Genomic DNA, 20338 nt, shown 5'->3' with positions numbered 1-20338 from the left:
AACCTGCATAGGTTACGATTGTCGCATCACACTACTAAATTAGGCTTTATTTTTGCTATGGTCTTTAAGCTCGATGTTGATACCCAACGATTTGATTTCTTTGGTCAAAACGTTGAATGACTCGGGCATACCAGGTGCCATATTTTGCTCGCCATCGACGATGTTTTTGTACATACGCGTACGTCCATCAACGTCGTCAGATTTGACCGTAAGCATTTCTTGCAAGGTATACGCCGCGCCATAAGCTTCCAACGCCCACACTTCCATCTCACCAAAACGCTGACCACCAAACTGCGCTTTACCGCCCAACGGCTGCTGGGTAACCAATGAGTACGAACCTGTTGAGCGCGCGTGCATTTTGTCATCAACCAAGTGGTTAAGTTTCAACATATACATGTAGCCGACAGTAACGGGGCGGTCAAACTGCTGACCTGTACGCCCATCAAACAACACTTGTTGTCCACTGGTTGGCATATCAGCAAGCTCAAGTAAGCCCTTGATCTGGGTTTCTTTGGCACCGTCAAATACGGCGGTACCCATTGGTACCCCTGCAGTCAAATTTTTCGACAAACCGATGATTTCATCATCATTTAGGCTGTCTAAATCTACGGTTTCACCGCCGATTTGGTTGTAAATCTTGTCTAAAAACTCGCGCAATTCTGCCACGGCAGCTTGCTGCTTGAGCATGCGGTCAATTTTTTCACCCAAGCCTTTGGCGGCTCCGCCCAAGTGGGTTTCTAAAATCTGCCCAACGTTCATTCGCGATGGTACACCCAATGGGTTAAGCACCACATCGACAGGGTTACCACTTTCGTCATACGGCATATCTTCAACCGGCATAATACGCGATACCACGCCTTTGTTACCGTGTCGTCCTGCCATTTTGTCACCCGGTTGGATACGACGTTTAACGGCTAGATACACCTTAACGATTTTTTGTACGCCGTGAGTCAAGTCATCGCCTGCCGTCAGTTTGCGTTTTTTCTCGCTAAATTTATCGTCGATTTCTTTTTGCTTATCGCTCAAGAATTCACCGATTTGGCTTAGACGGTCAGCAATGTCTTCTTGGGTTGGCTGAATATCCAACAAGGTATCCATGCTCATGTCTTGTAGTATAGCTTCGGTCAGCTCGGTGCCTGCTTTTAGCCCTGCACCCCCACTCACGCTTTGCCCTGCCAATAGACCAATAATGCGGCCACGTGCAGCATTTTCAAAGATGCGTAACTCTTCTTTTAAGTCTTTGCGGTAATTATCAAGCTGCGCCTTTTCAATCGCCAACGCACGGCTGTCTTTTTCTAGCCCATCACGGGTAAAGACTTGCACGTCGATTACAGTACCTTTAGTGCCTGATGGTACACGCAATGAGGTATCTTTAACATCGGCGGCTTTCTCACCAAAAATCGCACGCAATAGCTTCTCTTCAGGCGTTAATTGGGTTTCACCTTTTGGTGTTACTTTGCCCACCAAGATATCACCACCTTCAACTTCTGCCCCGATATACACAATACCTGCTTCATCAAGGTTTGCCAGTGCTGCCTCACCAACGTTTGGAATATCGCCAGTGATTTCTTCGGTACCCAATTTGGTATCGCGCGCCACACAGGTCAGTTCTTGAATGTGGATGGTGGTAAAGCGGTCATCGCGTACCACACGCTCTGATAGCAAAATCGAGTCTTCAAAGTTGTAGCCATTCCATGGCATAAACGCCACGCGCATGTTTTGACCCAACGCAAGCTCGCCCAAGTCGGTAGAAGGACCATCGGCCAAGATATCGCCGCGCGCGATTACGTCACCCAAATTGACGATAATGCGCTGGTTAATACAGGTGTTTTGGTTTGAGCGTGTGTATTTGACCAAATTATAGATATCAATACCCGCTTCACCTGCAGTCATCTCCTCTTCATTGACGCGTACTACGATACGGCTGGCATCAACGTCAGCGATCACACCGCCGCGTTTGGCGATGACACACACGCCTGAGTCACGTGCTACGTGACGCTCCATACCTGTACCGACAAGTGGCTTATCCGAGCGTAACGTTGGCACAGCTTGACGCTGCATGTTTGATCCCATCAAGGCACGGTTGGCGTCATCATGCTCCAAGAAAGGAATCAAGCTTGCCGCTACTGACACCACTTGACGTGGAGAGACGTCCATATGGGTGACCTTATCGGCAGGCATGCGCACGAATTCACCATAATTACGCACCATGACGTACTCTTCGCTCAAATTACCCTCAGCATCCATGGGTGAATCAGCTTGCGCAATGACCGTACCCACCTCTTCAATCGCTGATAAATATTCGATATCATCAGTTACTCTACCGTCAATTACTTTGCGGTATGGAGTTTCTAAAAAGCCGTATTCGTTGGTTTTAGCGAACACTGCCAACGAGTTGATCAAACCAATGTTTGGCCCCTCAGGTGTTTCAATCGGGCACACACGGCCATAGTGGGTTTGGTGTACGTCACGCACCTCAAAGCCTGCGCGCTCACGGGTCAAACCACCTGGACCCAATGCTGACACACGACGCTTGTGGGTGATCTCTGACAGTGGGTTGTTTTGATCCATAAACTGTGACAGCTGTGATGAACCAAAAAACTCCTTAATCGCCGCCGCCACAGGTTTTGAGTTAATCAAATCTTGTGGTGATAAATTGTCGGTTTCAACCGCGCTCAAACGCTCTTTGACCGCACGTTCAACCCGTACCAAGCCGACACGGAATTGATTTTCGGTCATTTCGCCGACCGAACGCACACGGCGGTTACCCAAGTGGTCAATGTCATCCACCACGCCGCGACCGTCACGAATATCAATTAAGGTTTTTAACACATCCACGATATCTTGATTGGTCAAGACGCTGCGCTCGCGCTGTACCTCTGGGTCATTTGATGGCTCAAACGGGCGGTTCAAACGGCGGTTGAACTTCATGCGCCCCACATTTGACAAGTCATAGCGCTCGGCATTAAAGAACAATGACTCAAACAGTTTTTCGGCAGTATCCAAAGTTGGTGGTTCACCAGGGCGCATGACTTTATAAATTTCGATCAAAGCCTCCTCGCGCGTGTTTGCGGTATCGGCACGCAAGGTATCAGCGATATAAGAGCCATGGTCAATATCGTTGGTAAATAATAAGTCAAATTCTGCCACATCACCTTGGCTGATTTTGACCAACGTTTCATGATCAATCAGCTGATTGGCACGTGCCACCACATCATCACCAACGACGATATCTTGCGCCAAAATGCGCTCGTACAAATACTCATCAGGCACAGGCAAGCGCGTCATCCCTGCTTGCTCAATTTTACGAATCGCGCGCGCATTGATGCGTTTACCCTGTTCAACGATCACTTCACCATCAGGCGAGGTAATGTCAAATTGCGCCATTTCACCGCGCAACCGCTCTGGCACTAGATCAATTTCAAACTGCTCAGCGCCCTTATACACACGCACTTTGTCATAAAACGTGTCCAAGATTTCTTGGTTGGTCATACCAATAGCATGCAAAATCACCGTGGCCAATAGCTTACGACGACGGTCAATACGCGCGAACAACAAATCTTTGGCATCAAATTCAAAGTCTAACCATGAGCCACGATAAGGAATAATACGCGCATTGTACAATACCTTGCCGCTTGAATGTGATTTGCCCTTGTCATGGTCAAAGAACACACCAGGTGAGCGATGCAGCTGAGACACAATCACGCGCTCAGTACCATTGATAACAAACGTACCGTTCTCAGTCATCAACGGAATTTCGCCCATGTAGACGCTTTGTTCGCGAATATCTTTAATCGCCGCCTTGCTGTTTTTGTCTTTGGCATCTTTATCTTTAATCACCAAGCGAATCTTGACACGCAAAGGCGCGGCATAGGTTGAGCCACGGGTAATACATTCACGCACGTCAAATTCTGGGGCACCCAAATAGTACTCAACAAACTGTAGCTCAGCGTTGCCCGTATGGCTTTCAATCGGGAATATTGAGGTAAACGCGGCTTGTAAACCAACGTTCTCACGGCTTTTGGGCTTTTTGTTTTCTTGCAAAAATTGCTCGTACGAGTCCATTTGGATTGCCAACAAATAAGGCACATCCATAACCGTGGGCAATTTTGCAAAACTTTTACGGATGCGTTTTTTTTCAGTATAAGAGTATGCCATTCACAATCCTTAAACAGTTAAAGCCAAGAGATTTCAATGTTCACCGTGCGGCTAAGCATTGCTTATAGACGGTGACGCATTGGTTAGAAAATAGATCAGCTTTGCGCAAAATCACGGTTATGGCTTAATCCTAAACGTGTAATTTTGCCTCAAAGCCTTGTCGAATCATGCCGCTGGGTGTATGATACGCAAATTAGCACAGCCTGATTAAACACAGTGTGTAGCAAAATCAGCAAACGACAAAAAGCCAAATACCTGCCAAGGTATTTAGCCCAGCGTGTTGCTAACTACAAGATATTTTAGCGTGCATACAGCCATGATGTCCTTTTTTACGCGCTCAGCACCACAGTACCGCGGTGTTGTATCTGACACGCAAGGTCAAGACTGCTAGTATAGCAAAAAAAAATCAGCAAGGCAAGCCCTGCTGATTTTTGCTGCCCATCACTTGGCTGCTTAACGCGCCTGTGATAGACAATAAGATAAAACTTATTTAAGCTCGACAGTTGCGCCGGCTTCTTCAAGTTTTTTCTTAAGTTCTTCGGCTTCAGCTTTGCCAACGCCTTCTTTAACAGCTGAAGGTGCACCCTCAACCAAATCTTTAGCTTCTTTCAAGCCAAGACCTGTGGCTTCACGAACTGCTTTGATCACACCAACTTTCTTGTCACCGAATGAAGTTAGCATAACAGTGAAGTCATCTTTTTCTTCAGCGGCCGCGCCACCACCTTCACCAGGTGCGGCAACAGCAACCGCTGCTGCTGCTGCTGATACGCCGAATTTTTCTTCCATTGCTGAGATAAGCTCAACAATTTCCATTACTGTTTTTTCTGCGATTGCGTCAAGGATTTCTTGATTGCTCAATGCCATGATCTGTATCCTAAATTATGCCTAAACTAGGCTCAAAGTAATTAAAAAATCTGTTGTACCTGTCAAACAATGACTTAAGCGGCTTCGCCACCAGCTTGCATTTGGTCGCGCAAAGCTGCCAAGGTACGTGCCAATTTGCCTGCTGCTGCTTCTTTCATCGTACCCATCAAGCGTGCGATTGCTTCCTCGTAAGTTGGCAATGTCGCTAGGCGGTCGATTTGGTTGGCAGCGATAAATTCGCCACCAAACGCTGCGCCTTTGACTTCAAATTTGTCATTGGCTTTAGCAAACTCTTTGAACAAACGTGCCGCAGCACCTGGATGTTCTTTTGAGAATGCAATCAGCGTTGGACCCACAAATACGTCATTGAGCACGGCGTACTCAGTGTCTTGCAACGCACGGCGCAACAACGTGTTACGCACGATACGCATCTCAACACCCGCTGCACGCGCGTCTTTGCGTAGTTGGGTCATTTTGGCAACTGTCACGCCACGCGCGTCAGCTACCACAGCAGACAAGGCACCTTGGGCAGATTCAGTCACTTCAGCAACAATCGCTTGTTTGTCTTGAAGATTTAATGCCATGGGTTGTCTCCATTTTATTATTGCTATTAAACACTTAACAATAATAAGCCTTGTTAAATAGTCGGTTGCCTATTAGACCACAGACTATCAGGAATACGGTGTTAATTGCTTAACCAACCGTCTGCGTAGGCTACCTAAAAGGCAATTAAACAAGTTTGGGGCTAACCGCCACTTTCACTTGAACCTACGGTCTTAGACAGCACAACCCGTTGTGCTGCGCTAAATACGGCTAACTGATGAAAAACAGTTAGCAAAATCTGTTAAAACTTATGCAGGGCGATAAGGCATTGGATCAATTTCAATCCCTGGGCCCATGGTGCTGGTCAAGGTGATTTTTTTGATGTAAATACCTTTTGAAGTCGCAGGTTTGGCGCGTTTCAAATCATTGATCAACGCACGGGCGTTTTGTTCGATTTGATCGGCACTAAAGCCCACTTGTCCAATAGTGGTATGGATAATACCTGCTTTATCAACACGATATTGTGCTTGACCTGCTTTGGTATTGCGTACCGCTTCAGCAACGTTTGGTGTTACTGTGCCAACTTTTGGGTTTGGCATCAAACCACGTGGACCCAAAATGGTACCCAACTGACCAACCACACGCATTGCATCTGGTGAGGCAATGACTACGTCAAAGTCAAGGTTACCTGCTTTAATGCTTTCAGCAAGGTCTTCAAAACCCACCACATCAGCGCCTGCTTCTTTAGCAGCATCAGCAACCGCACCTTGTGCAAATACTGCAACGCGCTTGGTTTTACCAGTACCTGCTGGTAAATTGGTTGCACCGCGTACCACTTGGTCAGATTTACGAGGATCTACACCCAAGTTTACTGCAATGTCGATTGATTCTTTAAACTTGGCTGGTGGCAAGCTGTTTAGGATTTCAACAGCTTCTGCCAAAGTATATTGTTTGGTTTCATCAAAGCGTTCAGCAATCGCTTTTTGGCGTTTGGTAAGTTTTGCCATTACACGCCCTCCACTTCAATACCCATTGAACGCGCCGTACCTGCAATGGTACGTACAGCCGCTTCAATCTCTGCTGCGGTTAAGTCTGCGTCTTTGGTTTTAACGATTTCTTCAAGCTGTTCGCGATTTACTTTACCAACTTTGTTTTTATTCGGTACGCCAGAACCTTTTTGGATACCTGCTGCTTTGCGTAGCAAGAATGCCGCAGGTGGCGACTTCATGATAAAGGTAAATGACTTGTCGTTGAAAACTGTGATTTCAACAGGAATTGGCAAGCCAGGTTCCATGCTTGAGGTAGCGGCGTTGAATTCTTTACAAAACGCCATGATGTTCACACCTTTTTGACCCAACGCAGGACCAATGGGTGGTGATGGATTGGCTTTACCTGCTGGCACTTGCAGCTTGATATAGCCGTCAATTTTCTTAGCCATGATAGACTCCGATAGATGGGTGCAAACGCCGTGAGGCTCCCCGTTTAGCGTGCGCCAAAGACCTATATAGTCAGCCTACGCACTAAAAGGCAAATATTATAGCCAAAATCTTATAAAACGCAAGTAAAAAATGCACCTAGCTGTCACAATTCATCGAGGTGCAGACCAACAATAAGCTTATGATTAGCTTAATTTTTCAACTTGGGTAAACTCTAGCTCGACAGGTGTAGGGCGGTTAAAGACATTGACGGTCAGCTGTAAGCGTGATTTTTCATAATCAACTTTTTCTACCAAGCCGCGGAACTCGGTGAATGGGCCGTCAATGACCAACAATTCTTCACCTGGTTCAAATAAGGTTTTGGGGCGTGGGCGGTTTTCATTGCTGGTCAAGCGGTTTAAGATGGTTTCAGCCTCTTTTGGCGTGATCGGTGCAGGGTTTTCGGGCGTACCACCGATAAAGCCCATCACGCGCGGGCAATCCTTGACCAAGTGCCAGGTGTGATCATTCATATCCATTTCAATGAGTACATAACCAGGGAAAAACTTGCGCTCACTTTTGCGCTTTTTGCCGTCGCGCATTTCGATGACTTCTTCGGTTGGCACCAGTACCTGCCCAAAAGAATCTTGGTAGTCACTGCGCTTGATACGCTCAATCAACGAACGCTGCACCTGTTTTTCAAAGCCTGAAAACGCCTGTACGATATACCAACGCATAGCCATGTGTCCTATGTTTTACCAGTCAAAACTTAGCTTGCCAACGCTGTGACCACTAAGCAAAATCAGAATAAATAAAAACCCACCGAGGCGGGTTCATGCTCAAAAAATCGAGTGATTAACCGATGATCCAACGAATAACCGCGCTAAATGCCATGTCCATCAGCCAAACCAACAGTGCTAACAGACCCGTCATGACGATCACTTGCCATGTATAGTGGGTGACTTCTGCTTTACTTGGCCACGTGACACGGCGCAGCTCAATTCGTGAATCTGCCAACAACGTCTTAAACGCGCGTCCCTGTTGGGTCAAAGCCAAGCAAAGCACAGCAAACACAACCAGACCTACAATAACTGCGATCCGCGTCCACACACTGCTAGCAGGCTGCCAATACTGCGGTAAATACGCATTGGTCAGTGTGGCAGCAATCAAAGCAGCAATAGCAAGCACCCATAGCACAATATCTTTGGGCGAAGACTGTTTTGCCAGCGTGATTGCCGCATCTGGCTGACTTAAAGCACGTTTTGCCGTCGGGCTAGAAAACTGATCGCCTGTCATGGCTGCGAGTTTATTTTCTAGCATTTTTTTCATGGGTTAATCTCTAACTGTCGCGCTATTTGCTGCCATTTGGCGGTGTTCAATTGATCTGTGTATATACGCGCTATCACACGCGATTATCTTGTACCTAAAACGTTCACTACCCCAATGATGTTTAATGTTTTAGTCTACAACAAAAGCCGCCAAAAAATCACGCTTATAACGCTGGCAGTGGGCAACTAGAAATACGTTTTAGATAGGCTATATGGTTTGTTGTATCGACAGTTGTTTATTTGCCAATAAGTTTGACCATATCATGCCAAGATTGGCAGGCGATGAGGGACTCGAACCCCCAACCCTCGGTTTTGGAGACCGATGCTCTACCAATTGAGCCAATCGCCTTTGGTGGTTGAGAATCCGTATTATAGCGATTTTAGCACTGAATGCAACTGTTTTTATCAATTATTGCGTCATTGGATGGCAAGCGGCGTCTCACGCGCGAGTCATGGCATCATACAATGTTTGGCGCAATACGGATATGTTAGGTAGCTGGGTGCAGTCAAACCGCACGACTGGCAGGCCTGCACTGGTTAAGGCTTTGTCTTTTTTGCGGTCTTGTTGTTGGCGTTTGGCGGTGTTGTGGGTATGGTCATCAAGCTCAATGGCAAGCAGTACGCGCTGCCCATCGGTATCTACGATGACATAATCGATGCTCATGCGGCAAATGCGGTTGAACCAAAACGCGGCATTGGTATCATCAAGTGGGGCGATGATGCGCGATAGTTGCACTTGGCTAAAAATTAAGTATTCAGGCAACGCCTGTTGTAACTGAACAAAAAACGCAACTTCAGTGTTGGTCATTAGCGGCATGGGCTGAAATGGCCAGACAGCAAGCTCATCTCCTTTGACGGGGTGATTTTTGCGGCGGTTATGGGTGCGTTGATGGTGGCTGTAAGCAGGTGTGTGAGCAGCACGGCTTAGCCACAATAACAGCGCAACCGCCAAAAATGCCAGTATCATGATCGCTGCCACTGCCTTAGTCATCACCCGCCCTTTTTACCTTATTTTTGTATTGTTAATGCAAGCTATTATTGCCAAGACAGGCAGTAGACGCAAGGCAGTAATTGCACTAAGCGACAGGATATGTCGCTTAAAAAATGGTTAAGCGGCTTTACTACCAGTATAGCACCCATCCGTTTTTGGCATCGACGCGCGGGTCGGCGTTGATTTTGTCTTTGAGCGCTAAGGCGGCCTCTTTGCCTGTTTCAGGGCCAACGACGACGCGCACACCGCGACTGGTTTGGCTGGTTTTGACTTTATAGCCTGCAGCTTTAAGCTCTTTGACAATGGCATCGGCACGCTCATCGTCAGCCGCTAACGCAACTTGTACGCCAAAGTTACCTTTAGCGTCGTTTTCTTTGACGTTGCGTCGGGCATCACGCAGCTTTTGTTGCGCCGCCGCAAATTGTTCACGCTGTTGTTTTTTTTGCTCAGCTTCGCGCTGTTTACGCGCTTGCTCTTGTTCAGCCTCACGTTTGATGCGTTGAACCTGCGCTTGTGACGGTATTTTTAGCGTTTGTCCTACGCGCAGTTGTCCATTGGCAGGCAAGTCATTGGCGGCAGCAAGCACCGATGTCGGCATGTCATAGCGCCGCGCTAGGCTGATCAAGCCTTCGCCTGCTTTAACTTGATGCTGATCAGCGCGCGTGTGTGTGATATTGCTTGCAGCGGCCGATTCGATCGTGTTTTTGGTTTCAGGTTTGGTGGCGGTTTTGGCTGTAAGTTGTTCAGCAGGTTTTTTGGGCGTCGGTTTTGCCGCAACGGGTTCAGGATTGGGCTTGGTTGCTGGCTTAGACTGTATTGGTGGTGCTTGCGTCTCTGGCTTTGGGTTGGTCTTTACATGGTTAGCCTGTAGGTTGGCTTGGGTTGCGGGTTTGGCAGGTTTGCTTGGCTCGATGACCTCAACCACCTCAACAGGGCGTGGGGTGACGACAGGGCGTACAACGGTGGCGGTGATCTTTGGATTAGTGGTGGCTGTGTTGTTAGAATAGCTGGTCGTGTGGGCAGGCTGTGAGCTGGACGCACTTGTTGGTGTGTTGGTGTTGCTTGCTGCGCGCTGTACATAACGTTCATTTTCGGCACGGCTACGCGCTAGGGCTTCGGCTTCAATGCGTTGTTGTTCGTTGAGATATTGCTGGGCGGCACGCTCTTGGGCGGCGACTTGTGCCTCACGTTGGCGTTGTTTTTCAACCAGCAAGCGTTGCTCGGTGGCGGCGTCTACGGTCAAAGGCTGATTGGCAGTGACAGCGGCTTGATTGGCTGTGGGCATGGCAGGGGCTTGCACGACAGCAGGTGTGTCATCATTTTGCAAAATTTGGTGCACGGTGGCGTACAACAGTACGCTACCGCCAACCATCATAGCCGCGCTAAGCAAGATTTGTTTAGAAAATTTCATCACGCTACCCCACTGTGTCGTCGCTGTTATTGCATTGCTATTATGATATTGCGGCGATTTTGCCCTTAAACTAAGCAATTTTGACTTCCTCCCCTCCCTAAAGTGAGGGGATTCCTACTGCTAGACGGTCAAGCCCGACCGCAAGAATGTTCTTACTGGCGTTAATATCTCTATCATGCCATGTGCCACACTTTGCACAAGTCCATTCTCTTATTCGCAAACCTGCGCTACCTTTCGGACTATTGCTGTCAATTTGACCGCAACACGAGCAAGTTTGGGTAGTGTATTTCTCATTTACGATTTCAAAACGGCAACCTGCATGCTTGCATTTGTAGGTCAGTTGGCGTTTGAGTTCAAACCAACCTGCATCGTAAACCGATTTGGCTAGTTTGCCTTTTTTACTGCTAAATTGACTGGTTTTAACATCACCGACCACGATTAGGGCATTGTTTTTAACTAGCCCTGTGGTGAATTTGTGTATGAGGTCTTGACGTGTGTTTTTGATTTTGGCGTGGATAGCCTTAACACGTTTTTTATTTTTGGCACGTTGGGCGACACCCAATTTTTTAGCCCATGCCTGTGTTTGCTTGATTTGTAGTTTATCGCCGTTTGAGGTGGTGGCACTGTCTTTTAAGCCTAAGTCAATACCGACACTACCTGCTCCGCATGGTGTTTTAGGATAGTCTTTAACGGTGATACAGGCATACCAACGGTTACGGCTGTCTTGCACCACTTCAACCGTATTGAGGTCATACAGGGCAAGATTGTAGCTGTCCCATAGATCGATGATTAGCTTTTGTCCTTTGGCTAAACTAAGCTGTAGGGTTGATTTTAAGCCTTTTTTGCCTGTTTGGTGGGTGGCAATGTGCTTAATAGCGGATTGTTTAAATGGTAGCCAACCAAGTGATTTACGTTTTGAATTTGGGTTGTTGGTTCGCCATGATAATTTAGCCTTTTTGAATTGGCGTCGCGATTTGGCGTAGGTTTCATTGATAGCTTGTATGGTTTGAGAATGCAAGCCTAGCAGTTCACCGCTACCTTTGGTGTATTCGTTTAGGTCATAGGCACTAAAGAATTTACCAGTACGTTGTAGGTATTTAAAACTCAAGTCATTCACATAGTTCCACACAAAATTGACCAAACCGCTTAGGCGGTTTAGCTTTGCTGTGTGTTTGTCTTTTATGCGTAGCTTGAGGGTTTTCATGGGGTTAGTTTAACATATTTAATAAGTTTCTGTGTGTAAGCATGGTTTCAAAGTTGCCTTATATCCACCGCCTAAAGTCGGTGGGTTTACGGCAACGGATGATAAACACAAGCTTGTATCAAGCTCAACCATACGCACGCCTAAACCTGCGCCAGCGTTTTTAACACACCGCTGATGGTATAAAACGAGCCACAGACCAGTATCAAGTCATCGGTGCGGCTGTTTGCTAACGCGGCTTGGGCGGCATCGGTTAGCTCATCAAACACCGTCACGGGAGTGGTAAAATACTGGTTTAGTTTATTTTGTAACAATTGTTGATCCGCTGCGCGTGGATTATCCAGCACACCGCTAAATACTTGCACAACTGGCAAAGTTTGCAAGTGGTGCAACACGCTGTCGATGTCTTTATCAAGCAACATCGAAATGATTAAATACAGTTGCGCGTCGGGGTGGTCGGCGCGATACGCCTGCCAATATGGCACAAATTGGCTGAGCAAAAACGTAATGCCGTGCGAATTGTGCGCCACATCAAACACCCATTGCCGCCCTTGTATTTGACGGCGGTCAAAACGCCCTGCCAAATGCACTTGTGGCAAAGCTTGCGCAATATGCGCGCGCGTGATGGTCAGGTTGCTTGCCAATGCTGCGGTGATGGCAGTGGCGGTATTATGCAACGACAAATTGGGTAATGGTAACGACAACGTCACGCCTGCCTGGCTGTATTGCCAGTGGATTGCATCCTGCTCGCTGCTATAAGCATAATCCTGCCCGTATTGCAACACGTGGACATGGTGCTTGGCAATAATCGGCGGTATAGTCCTTGGCATGTCAGCTTCGCCATACACCAGCGTGATGTCGTCGCGCAAAATCCCTGCTTTTTCCACACCGATTTGCTCACGGGTATTGCCCAACCATTCAACATGATCAATGCCGATGTTGGTAATCACCGCCAAGTTTGGGTCAATGATATTGACCACATCCAACCGTCCGCCCAGTCCAATCTCAAGCACCCAAACATCACAGTCAGCCTCGACAAAAATCAGCATAGCAGCAAGCGTGGTCATCTCAAAAAACGACAACGTCACCCCACACGCCAGTCGCGCTTGCTCAACCCGATACAATGCCGCTACCAACGCCTCATCACTGACCATTTGCCCATTGATTTTGATACGCTCATTAAAAACCAGCAAATGCGGTGATTGATACAACGCGGTTTTGTAGCCTGCCTGTTGGCAAATGGCTGCCAAGGTAGCGGTGGTTGAGCCTTTACCATTGGTGCCTGCCACAGTGAACACATACGCGTTTGGTTGCCCGATGTTCAGCGCCTCAAACACAGGCAACACACGCGACAAACCCAAGTCAATCGCCGACACATGAATACCATAAACATAGATCAGCCAGTCATTGAGGCTATCTTGCGCGGTTAAAGGTTTAGTTTGCATATCGTTCTCGTTTCATTCACTGGATTAATGCGGCTAAAAAACTTATCATCAAAAAAATTTATGATCAAAAAAACACCAGCGCTGACAAACGCTGGCAATTATTACTTCAAATCAATGCTTAAACAGGCTGATTGGATAAAGTTTGGTAAAACGTCAATTTGCTCAATAAGCGATAAATCGTATCTTTGAGCTGATGGCGATGCACCACCTGGTCAATCACACCGTGCTCTGCCAAAAATTCGGCACGTTGAAACGGCTCATCGAGCACCTCGCGTACAGTTTGCTCAATCACGCGCTTGCCTGCAAAGCCAATCATCGCCTTAGGCTCTGCCAATTGGATATCGCCAAGCATTGCCAAGCTTGCCGTCACGCCACCGTACACAGGGTTGGTCAGCACCACCAAATACGGCACTTGCGCTTGCTTAAGCCGCTCAATCGCCGCTGCCGTGCGTGCCATCTGCATCAATGACAACAAGCCCTCTTGCATCCGCGCCCCACCCGACGCAGCAAAACACACCAGTGGCATGCGCCGTGCCAACGCAGTTTTGGTCGCCAAGACAAAACGATCGCCAACCACCGAGCCCATCGAGCCACCCATAAAGCCAAAATCAAATGCACACGCCACCAGTGCCAAATCGCGCACGCGTCCTGTCATGGCAAGCAAAGCTTCGTTTTCACCCGTTTTGGTCTGTGCCTCACGCAAGCGCTGTGGATACGGCTTGCTATCGACAAAATCGATCGGATTGCCCGTTACCAATTCACCGCCCAACGTCTCATCGATATCATCAAACAGCCATTTTAGCCGTGTTCGCGCTGACATGATCAAATGCTCATCGCAATGCGGGCAGACATACGCATTAAAAATCAGCGCGGTGTTAGTAATCACCGCATGGCAATTGGGGCATTCGGTAGACGGTTCGGTTTCAACAGCGGTTAGCGTGACTTTGGTTCTGGGCTTGACGGTGGGAATCGGGCGCGTCAGCCACGTACCTGCCAAATCATCGGACTTGGTAGGCGTGTCGGTGTTTTGTGGGGCGGTTTGGTTCATAGCAGACAAATACAGCTAAATCTTATAAAAAAATCAACAGCATACGTTTATGGATTGGGTGTTAGACTGTCCAAGGCTTGGCGCAATTCGTCCATTTTTGCCAACACGCGCTGTTTTGCGGCCGCAATTTGATCGGCATTATCGCCCACATCGGCGAACTGGCGTACCAATTCACTACCAACAATCACCCCATCAGCATACTGCCCAATGGCTTTGGCAGACTCACCATCACGAATGCCAAACCCCACACACACGGGCAAGGCGGTTTGCGCTTTGATTTGCTGCACCTGTGTGCCGACTTCGGCGGTATCAAGCGCCTTTGAGCCTGTCACGCCTTTGACCGATACGTAATAAATAAAGCCGCCGCCGTGCTGTAATACCTGCTGACGACGCTGAGGCAAGGTGGTTGGCGCAAGTAAAAAGATCTCATTCATCTGTGAATTGGCAAGTTTTTGGGTAAAATTGCCTGCCTCTTGGGGTGGCAAATCCACCATCAACACGCCATCTACGCCTGCCTCTTGGCACAGTGCGATGAAGTTATCATAGCCTAAAATCTCAACGGGATTTAAATAACCCATCACCAGCACAGGCGTGTGTTGGTTGGTGGCGCGAAACTGCTTGACGATAGCCAACGCTTGGCGCGTGCTCGTACCGCCTGCCAGCGCGCGCTCCCCTGCCAACGCGATGGTTTCACCATCTGCCATCGGGTCACTAAACGGCAAGCCGACTTCGATAATATCCGCGCCATGTGCGACAAGATCGTGCAGTAGCTCAACGGTGACATTTGGGTTTGGGTCACCTGCCATGATATAGGGAATCAAGGCTTTTTTGTTTTGCTGTTTTAGCGCGGCAAAAGTAGTTTCAATTCGAGTTTGCGTATTGTCTAACATTTATCTCACCAAATAATCGTAATCAGAACAGCCGATCCTTCGCTAGCATCGCTCAACCATAGCAAATTTTTTAGTTGGGCCTGAGCCGACAACATTCGGTCAAACTGGTCGGCATGGTAAAGCCAACATCAGTCTATTTGCATGCCTTCATGTTGCATGACGGTGTGCAAATCTTTATCCCCACGCCCTGACAAATTCACGATAATCGACTGGTGTGGTTGCATGGTTTTGGCAAGTTCAAGCGCGTAGGCAACCGCGTGTGAGCTCTCAAGGGCAGGAATAATGCCCTCTTTGCGCGTACACTCCCGAAAACCATGCAACGCCTGTTCATCCGTACAGCCGACATATTGCACACGATCGACATCTTTTAAAAAACTATGCTCAGGCCCAACGCCGGGGTAATCTAGCCCAGCTGAAATTGAATGCGTCGCCAAAATCTGCCCGTCGTCATCTGCCATCAGATATGTGCGGTTACCGTGCAACACGCCCACACGCCCTGCCGCCAAGGGTGCTGAGTGCAAACCTGTATCCAAGCCGTAGCCCGTTGCCTCCACGCCATAGATTTTCACCGATTCATCATTGAGAAAATCATAAAATAGCCCAATCGCGTTGCTACCGCCACCGACACAAGCGACCAATGCATCAGGCAGTTTGCCTGTTTTTTGTAAGTGTTGGCGTTTGGCTTCTTTGCCGATAATTGCCTGAAAATCACGTACCAGCATTGGGTATGGGTGAGGTCCTGCAACCGTACCGATGACGTAATAAGTGGTATCAACGTTGGTCACCCAGTCGCGCATGGCTTCATTCATCGCATCTTTGAGCGTGCGTGAACCCGACGTAACAGGCACCACCGTCGCGCCCAATAGCCGCATACGATACACGTTCATAGCTTGGCGCTCGACATCGTCCGCGCCCATATACACCACACATTCTAGCCCCAGTCGCGCGGCAATCGTTGCCGTTGCCACGCCGTGTTGTCCGGCGCCAGTTTCGGCGATGATACGTTTTTTGCCGACCATTTTGGCAAGTAGTGCCTGCCCGATCGTGTTATTAACCTTGTGTGCGCCTGTGTGGTTCAAATCCTCACGCTTAAAATAAATCTGCGCGCCGCCAATCTCATCACTCAAGCGTTTGGCATGATACAGCGGTGTCGGTCTACCAACATAATTGACCAAGTCATCTTGAAATGCCTGCCAAAAACTTGGGTCTGCCTTGGCAGTGTTATAGATGCGCTCAAGCTCTTCTAAGGCTGCCATCAAGGTTTCGGATACAAAGCGTCCACCGTGAACGCCAAAATGGCCGTTGGTATCGGGATATTGTGCAAAGTCTTTGACTTCGGTGGGGTTTTGGGTATTCATTGGTTTTCCTATATTCTTACTATTAAATGCAAGTAACGAATCGGTCAGCTTTGACGACAGCGGCATTGGTTAAAAGCGGTAAATTCAAGTATTGTATAACACCTGTGGTTAAACGGCTATATAGCTCTATGATATTAGTAATTTTAAATGCTATTTGAAACATTGATAAATCAAATGTAGGTTCAAATTTGATGAATATCACCACTGATGAGCGGCTTGTACGATGCCAAACAGACGCGCAGTTTTGCCTTTATGTGTTGGCTGAGCAGCTTTTGGTAAAAACACCCCCATGACCTCGCTTGGCTCATCAAGGGCAGGTAGTTCAGCTAGCTGAATTTACCCTTGATAATAAGTACCTAAAACGGCAAGCTGCATCGTATCACCCCTGCAAATTCTTGACCACTTTTAGCCCTGCAAACGTCTGTGCGGTCGGCATGACTTCTAGCACATTGATATTGATATGGGCAGGTTGCTCAATCAGCCAACCGACGATATTGGCAATATCCGACGGCGTGACATACTCAACACCCTCATACACCGCCGCAGCGCGTGTATCATCGCCTTTAAAACGCACATTGCTAAATTCTGTGCCGCCGCATAGCCCTGGCTCAAGGTTGGTCACGCGCACGTTTTTGCCAACCAAATCTGCGCGTAAATTGAGGCTAAATTGCTTGACAAACGCTTTGGTCGCGCCATACACATTCGAGCCAAAATACGCATAATTGCCTGCGATTGAGCCGATATTGATGATATAGCCCGAATTTTTGGCTGTCATGTACGGTAAAATGGCGTGCGTCATATGCGCCAAGCCGATCACGTTAGTATGAATCATCTGCTGCCAGTCGGCAAAATCGGCGGTATCGGCAGGTGTAAGCCCCAAGGCAAGCCCTGCATTGTTGATGAGCACATCGAGGTTAGCCAAAAAATCCGCTGGCAAGCTGGCTAAAGCGGTTTGGGTCGCGGACAAATCAGCAATATCAAAGGCAAGTGGCACAAACTGGTCGCCAAGTTGTTGGGCTAATTCATCCAAGTTGGCTTGTCGTCTGCCTGTGCCAATCACGGTATGCCCTTTGGCAATCAGCAATTCGGCAATTGCCTTGCCAAATCCTGCCGTCGCGCCTGTCACTAGGATGTTCATGTAATAACCTTGATTTTAGTTTCAAAAATTGGCAGCGCGTACCGTTTGCACAAACGCACGCATTTTTACCCTATCTTTTTGCCCCTTGGCGTACTCAATCCCACCACTGACATCCACGCCATACACACGCGTTTGGGCGATCGCCTTGGCTACATTCTCCGCGGTCAAGCCACCTGCCAAAATAATCGGTATATCAAGGGTTTGTGGTAGTTTGCCCCAATCAAACACCTGCCCTGTTCCACCAAATTGATCAGCATGGTAGGCATCTAGCAAAATCGCACTGGCACCATACGCATGGTACTCAGCAATTTGTGCAGCGATCGTTTCGGCTGTGTCATTTTCGCGCACACGCAATGCTTTGATCCAACGCTTGCCTACACGGTTTGCCATCAACTGACACGCTAATGCTGATTCGTCACCATGAAATTGCACGATATCAAAGCCAACGTGGTGCGACAAATACACCAGCTCTTGCTCGGGTATATTGACCACCAATGCCACCACACTGACAAACGGTGGCACAAGTCGGGCAAGTACCGCCCCCTGCTCCACCGTCACCGCCCGTGGGCTTGGCGGATAAAACACCAATCCAACCGCGTCCACGCCAAGGGCAACGGCGGCTTGGATATCATCGGCTTGGGTAAAGCCACAAAATTTAATCGCGGTGGGATGCTTGGTTGGGTGCATAAGTGGCAGACGATCACTTGTTTATAACAAAGTCAGCAAACGTTTATCCTAGCACACTTTGGCAAAAAACCTAGCACAAAATTGGTGATTCGACCGATTTTTTATATTGAGTCTGGCGATTACTGAGGCGTAGTGGCTTTAAGACCGTGTCGCTCACCTATGTAACCTTTAATAACCTTTAAAATGGTTTTTATTGGTCAGTATTTGTTGTCAATAGCAGTTAGTTATTCAGCGATATGATCTTAAGGTTTGTAAGATTTTCTTACGCTAGCTTGACTTTAGTTTGATTTTTTAGGCTTAATTTGTTATTATTTTAATTCATTTTTCTAAACAATGGACTTATGACAGATTCAGCTGCAGCTAATACTTCTACACAATTACCGCCATTGTGGCTAGCACTGACCCCGATTGTGCTCACGTTGGCGATTTTAATGACCCAATTGTTTGTTTTTGATCATTTTGCCCCACATGTGCCGTTGGTGTTTGGTATCGCGATTACGGCGGCGATGGGTTATTTTACGGGTGTGCCTTGGCTGCGCACACGTAAGGGTATTTTTCATGTGATTCATGTGTCAATGCCGTCGCTTTCGGTGTTGATTATTGTCGGTATGTTGATCGGGGTTTGGATTGCCTCGGGAACCGTGCCGTCATTGATTTATTATGGTTTAAATTTGATTAAGCCTGAGTATTTTTTGCTCACCGCGATGTTGGTGTGTGCGGTGGTATCGGTATCGCTGGGCACCAGTTGGGGTGCTGTGGGTACGGTTGGGCTTGCCTTGATGGGCATCGGTGCAGGGTTTAATATCCCGATGTATTGGACGGCAGGCGCGGTGATTTCGGGCGCGTTTTTTGGTGACAAGGTGTCGCCTTTGTCCGATACGACCAATCTTGCGCCTGCGGTGACAGGCACCAATGTGTTTGATCATATCAAAAACATGATGCCCACGACCATCCCTGCTATGTTAATTGCGATGATTATTTATACGGTGATGGGCTTTCGCTTGGCAGGTGACCAGCCTGTTTCTATGACAGAGATTGAACAGATTTCACAGGTGCTTGAGGCAAATTTTAATTTGTCGCCTTGGCTGCTGTTGCCGCCGCTTGTGGTGTTGGCGCTGGCTGTTACCAAAAAACCGCCGATTCCTTCGTTGTTTGCAGGCGTGCTTGTTGGTGGCATTGTTGGTTTATTAACCCAACCGCACGTTGGCATTGGTGACTTATTTGAATACGCGCAAAATGGCTTTAATATTTCGACAGGTGTAGAAGATATTGATCATCTGCTTAATAAAGGCGGTATTCAGTCCATGATGTGGACCATCTCTTTAATGCTATTGGCATTGGGATTTGGCGGTGCGCTAGAAAAAACGGGCTGTCTTGAGGCGGTGGTGTATGCCATTGTTAGCAAGGTCAAAAGTTTTGGCATGGTGCAGACCTCGGCGATTGGTACGTCATTTTTGACCAATGCCATTGCAGGTGACCCGTATATTGCAATTGCGCTACCTGGTCGAATGTATTCGCCATTGTATCGTGGGTTGGGCTACTCCACGCTCAATCTTGGACGCGCCTTAGAAGAAGGCGGCACACTCATGAGTCCGCTGATCCCATGGAATGCAGGCGGCGCGTTTTGTATCACGGCTTTAGGTCTAGGGATTATCGATGGCACGCATATGGAAAATCTATTGTACATTCCCTTGGCATTTGGCTGTTGGATTGCGCCGATTTTGGGCATCACCTATGCCTTTGCAGGAATTTTTTCACCCAAAGCCACGCCCGAAGAACTACAGGCTTGGCAAGATCAAGGCGAAAAAATCATGCAAGTAGATAATGTGCATATCATTGATTAGTAAGGCTAAGACCTAGC

17 protein-coding genes and 1 tRNA gene are annotated in these 20338 nt (G+C 47.9%); 1 reads left to right on the top strand and 17 read right to left on the bottom strand.

Translation table 11 applies throughout. From position 1 onward, the window contains the following. Positions 1-39: 39 nt before the first annotated feature. The 17 genes from rpoB to MA2_RS07550 form a co-directional block, all read right to left on the bottom strand. On the bottom strand, positions 40-4158 hold the full coding sequence (rpoB, locus tag MA2_RS07630; protein ID WP_067058510.1) for a DNA-directed RNA polymerase subunit beta: 4119 nt from the start codon (positions 4156-4158) through the stop codon (positions 40-42). 486 nt (positions 4159-4644) lie between these two features. Next, complete coding sequence (gene rplL, locus MA2_RS07625; protein WP_067058508.1) at positions 4645-5022, bottom strand: 50S ribosomal protein L7/L12; 378 nt, start codon at positions 5020-5022, stop codon at positions 4645-4647. 74 nt (positions 5023-5096) lie between these two features. Further along, on the bottom strand, positions 5097-5606 hold the full coding sequence (gene rplJ, locus MA2_RS07620) for a 50S ribosomal protein L10 (RefSeq protein ID WP_067058507.1): 510 nt from the start codon (positions 5604-5606) through the stop codon (positions 5097-5099). Between the two features lie 267 nt (positions 5607-5873). Further along, positions 5874-6572: a 50S ribosomal protein L1 gene (gene rplA / locus MA2_RS07615; RefSeq protein WP_067058505.1), complete on the bottom strand. Its 699-nt coding sequence runs from the start codon at positions 6570-6572 to the stop codon at positions 5874-5876. Beyond that, positions 6572-7003: a 50S ribosomal protein L11 gene (gene rplK, locus MA2_RS07610; protein WP_067058503.1), complete on the bottom strand. Its 432-nt coding sequence runs from the start codon at positions 7001-7003 to the stop codon at positions 6572-6574. Before rplK ends, rplA begins: the two co-directional genes overlap by 1 nt. A gap of 183 nt (positions 7004-7186) precedes the next feature. After that, entirely contained in the window at positions 7187-7717 is a 531-nt protein-coding gene (nusG, locus tag MA2_RS07605) for a transcription termination/antitermination protein NusG (RefSeq protein ID WP_067058541.1), read from the bottom strand. Positions 7718-7835: 118 nt separating this feature from the next. Beyond that, on the bottom strand, positions 7836-8309 hold the full coding sequence (gene secE, locus MA2_RS07600; protein WP_067058501.1) for a preprotein translocase subunit SecE: 474 nt from the start codon (positions 8307-8309) through the stop codon (positions 7836-7838). Between the two features lie 272 nt (positions 8310-8581). Beyond that, a tRNA-Trp gene (locus MA2_RS07595) sits at positions 8582-8657 on the bottom strand. A gap of 90 nt (positions 8658-8747) precedes the next feature. Further along, the gene (locus MA2_RS07590) at positions 8748-9299 is read right to left on the bottom strand and encodes a DUF2726 domain-containing protein (protein ID WP_245945298.1); all 552 of its coding nucleotides are present in this window, start codon (positions 9297-9299) and stop codon (positions 8748-8750) included. A gap of 130 nt (positions 9300-9429) precedes the next feature. After that, on the bottom strand, positions 9430-10710 hold the full coding sequence (locus MA2_RS07585; RefSeq protein WP_067338333.1) for a LysM peptidoglycan-binding domain-containing protein: 1281 nt from the start codon (positions 10708-10710) through the stop codon (positions 9430-9432). Between the two features lie 97 nt (positions 10711-10807). Beyond that, on the bottom strand, positions 10808-11914 hold the full coding sequence (locus tag MA2_RS07580; RefSeq protein ID WP_067058497.1) for an RNA-guided endonuclease InsQ/TnpB family protein: 1107 nt from the start codon (positions 11912-11914) through the stop codon (positions 10808-10810). Between the two features lie 140 nt (positions 11915-12054). Beyond that, positions 12055-13356 carry a bifunctional folylpolyglutamate synthase/dihydrofolate synthase gene (locus MA2_RS07575; RefSeq protein ID WP_067058495.1) on the bottom strand — a complete coding sequence of 434 codons (1302 nt, stop codon included), beginning with the start codon at positions 13354-13356 and terminating at the stop codon, positions 12055-12057. Between the two features lie 118 nt (positions 13357-13474). Beyond that, positions 13475-14404: an acetyl-CoA carboxylase, carboxyltransferase subunit beta gene (gene accD, locus MA2_RS07570; RefSeq protein WP_067058493.1), complete on the bottom strand. Its 930-nt coding sequence runs from the start codon at positions 14402-14404 to the stop codon at positions 13475-13477. Between the two features lie 47 nt (positions 14405-14451). After that, positions 14452-15294: a tryptophan synthase subunit alpha gene (gene trpA / locus MA2_RS07565; protein WP_067058491.1), complete on the bottom strand. Its 843-nt coding sequence runs from the start codon at positions 15292-15294 to the stop codon at positions 14452-14454. 128 nt (positions 15295-15422) lie between these two features. Further along, positions 15423-16652: a tryptophan synthase subunit beta gene (gene trpB / locus MA2_RS07560; protein ID WP_067058489.1), complete on the bottom strand. Its 1230-nt coding sequence runs from the start codon at positions 16650-16652 to the stop codon at positions 15423-15425. Positions 16653-17031: 379 nt separating this feature from the next. Continuing rightward, positions 17032-17790, bottom strand: coding sequence for an SDR family NAD(P)-dependent oxidoreductase (locus MA2_RS07555; protein WP_067058487.1), 759 nt, complete (start codon positions 17788-17790; stop codon positions 17032-17034). A 21-nt stretch (positions 17791-17811) separates the two neighbouring features. Beyond that, a complete protein-coding gene (locus tag MA2_RS07550; RefSeq protein WP_067058485.1) occupies positions 17812-18477 on the bottom strand; it encodes a phosphoribosylanthranilate isomerase in 666 nt (221 codons plus the stop codon). Positions 18478-18818: 341 nt separating this feature from the next. Here MA2_RS07550 and nhaC point away from each other — a divergent pair, with 341 nt between their 5' ends. Further along, positions 18819-20321: a Na+/H+ antiporter NhaC gene (gene nhaC / locus MA2_RS07545; protein ID WP_067058483.1), complete on the top strand. Its 1503-nt coding sequence runs from the start codon at positions 18819-18821 to the stop codon at positions 20319-20321. The last annotated feature ends 17 nt before the right edge of the window (positions 20322-20338 follow it).

Source organism: Moraxella atlantae NBRC 14588, from assembly GCF_001591265.1.
GTDB classification, from domain to species: Bacteria; Pseudomonadota; Gammaproteobacteria; order Pseudomonadales; family Moraxellaceae; genus Faucicola; species Faucicola atlantae.
This window is presented reverse-complemented; position numbering and strand designations above follow the sequence as displayed.

Coding starts and splice junctions, on each gene's coding strand:
- nusG (WP_067058541.1), bottom strand. CDS start 7,717: ATGCGTTGGTATATCGTACAGGCGTTTTCAGGCTTTGAAAAACAGGTG.
- MA2_RS07555 (WP_067058487.1), bottom strand. CDS start 17,790: ATGAACATCCTAGTGACAGGCGCGACGGCAGGATTTGGCAAGGCAATT.
- MA2_RS07585 (WP_067338333.1), bottom strand. CDS start 10,710: ATGAAATTTTCTAAACAAATCTTGCTTAGCGCGGCTATGATGGTTGGC.
- MA2_RS07550 (WP_067058485.1), bottom strand. CDS start 18,477: ATGCACCCAACCAAGCATCCCACCGCGATTAAATTTTGTGGCTTTACC.
- rplJ (WP_067058507.1), bottom strand. CDS start 5,606: ATGGCATTAAATCTTCAAGACAAACAAGCGATTGTTGCTGAAGTGACT.
- MA2_RS07575 (WP_067058495.1), bottom strand. CDS start 13,356: ATGCAAACTAAACCTTTAACCGCGCAAGATAGCCTCAATGACTGGCTG.
- nhaC (WP_067058483.1), top strand. CDS start 18,819: ATGACAGATTCAGCTGCAGCTAATACTTCTACACAATTACCGCCATTG.
- trpA (WP_067058491.1), bottom strand. CDS start 15,294: ATGTTAGACAATACGCAAACTCGAATTGAAACTACTTTTGCCGCGCTA.
- rplL (WP_067058508.1), bottom strand. CDS start 5,022: ATGGCATTGAGCAATCAAGAAATCCTTGACGCAATCGCAGAAAAAACA.
- rplA (WP_067058505.1), bottom strand. CDS start 6,572: ATGGCAAAACTTACCAAACGCCAAAAAGCGATTGCTGAACGCTTTGAT.
- MA2_RS07580 (WP_067058497.1), bottom strand. CDS start 11,914: ATGAAAACCCTCAAGCTACGCATAAAAGACAAACACACAGCAAAGCTA.
- trpB (WP_067058489.1), bottom strand. CDS start 16,652: ATGAATACCCAAAACCCCACCGAAGTCAAAGACTTTGCACAATATCCC.
- rpoB (WP_067058510.1), bottom strand. CDS start 4,158: ATGGCATACTCTTATACTGAAAAAAAACGCATCCGTAAAAGTTTTGCA.
- accD (WP_067058493.1), bottom strand. CDS start 14,404: ATGAACCAAACCGCCCCACAAAACACCGACACGCCTACCAAGTCCGAT.
- secE (WP_067058501.1), bottom strand. CDS start 8,309: ATGAAAAAAATGCTAGAAAATAAACTCGCAGCCATGACAGGCGATCAG.
- MA2_RS07590 (WP_245945298.1), bottom strand. CDS start 9,299: ATGACTAAGGCAGTGGCAGCGATCATGATACTGGCATTTTTGGCGGTT.
- rplK (WP_067058503.1), bottom strand. CDS start 7,003: ATGGCTAAGAAAATTGACGGCTATATCAAGCTGCAAGTGCCAGCAGGT.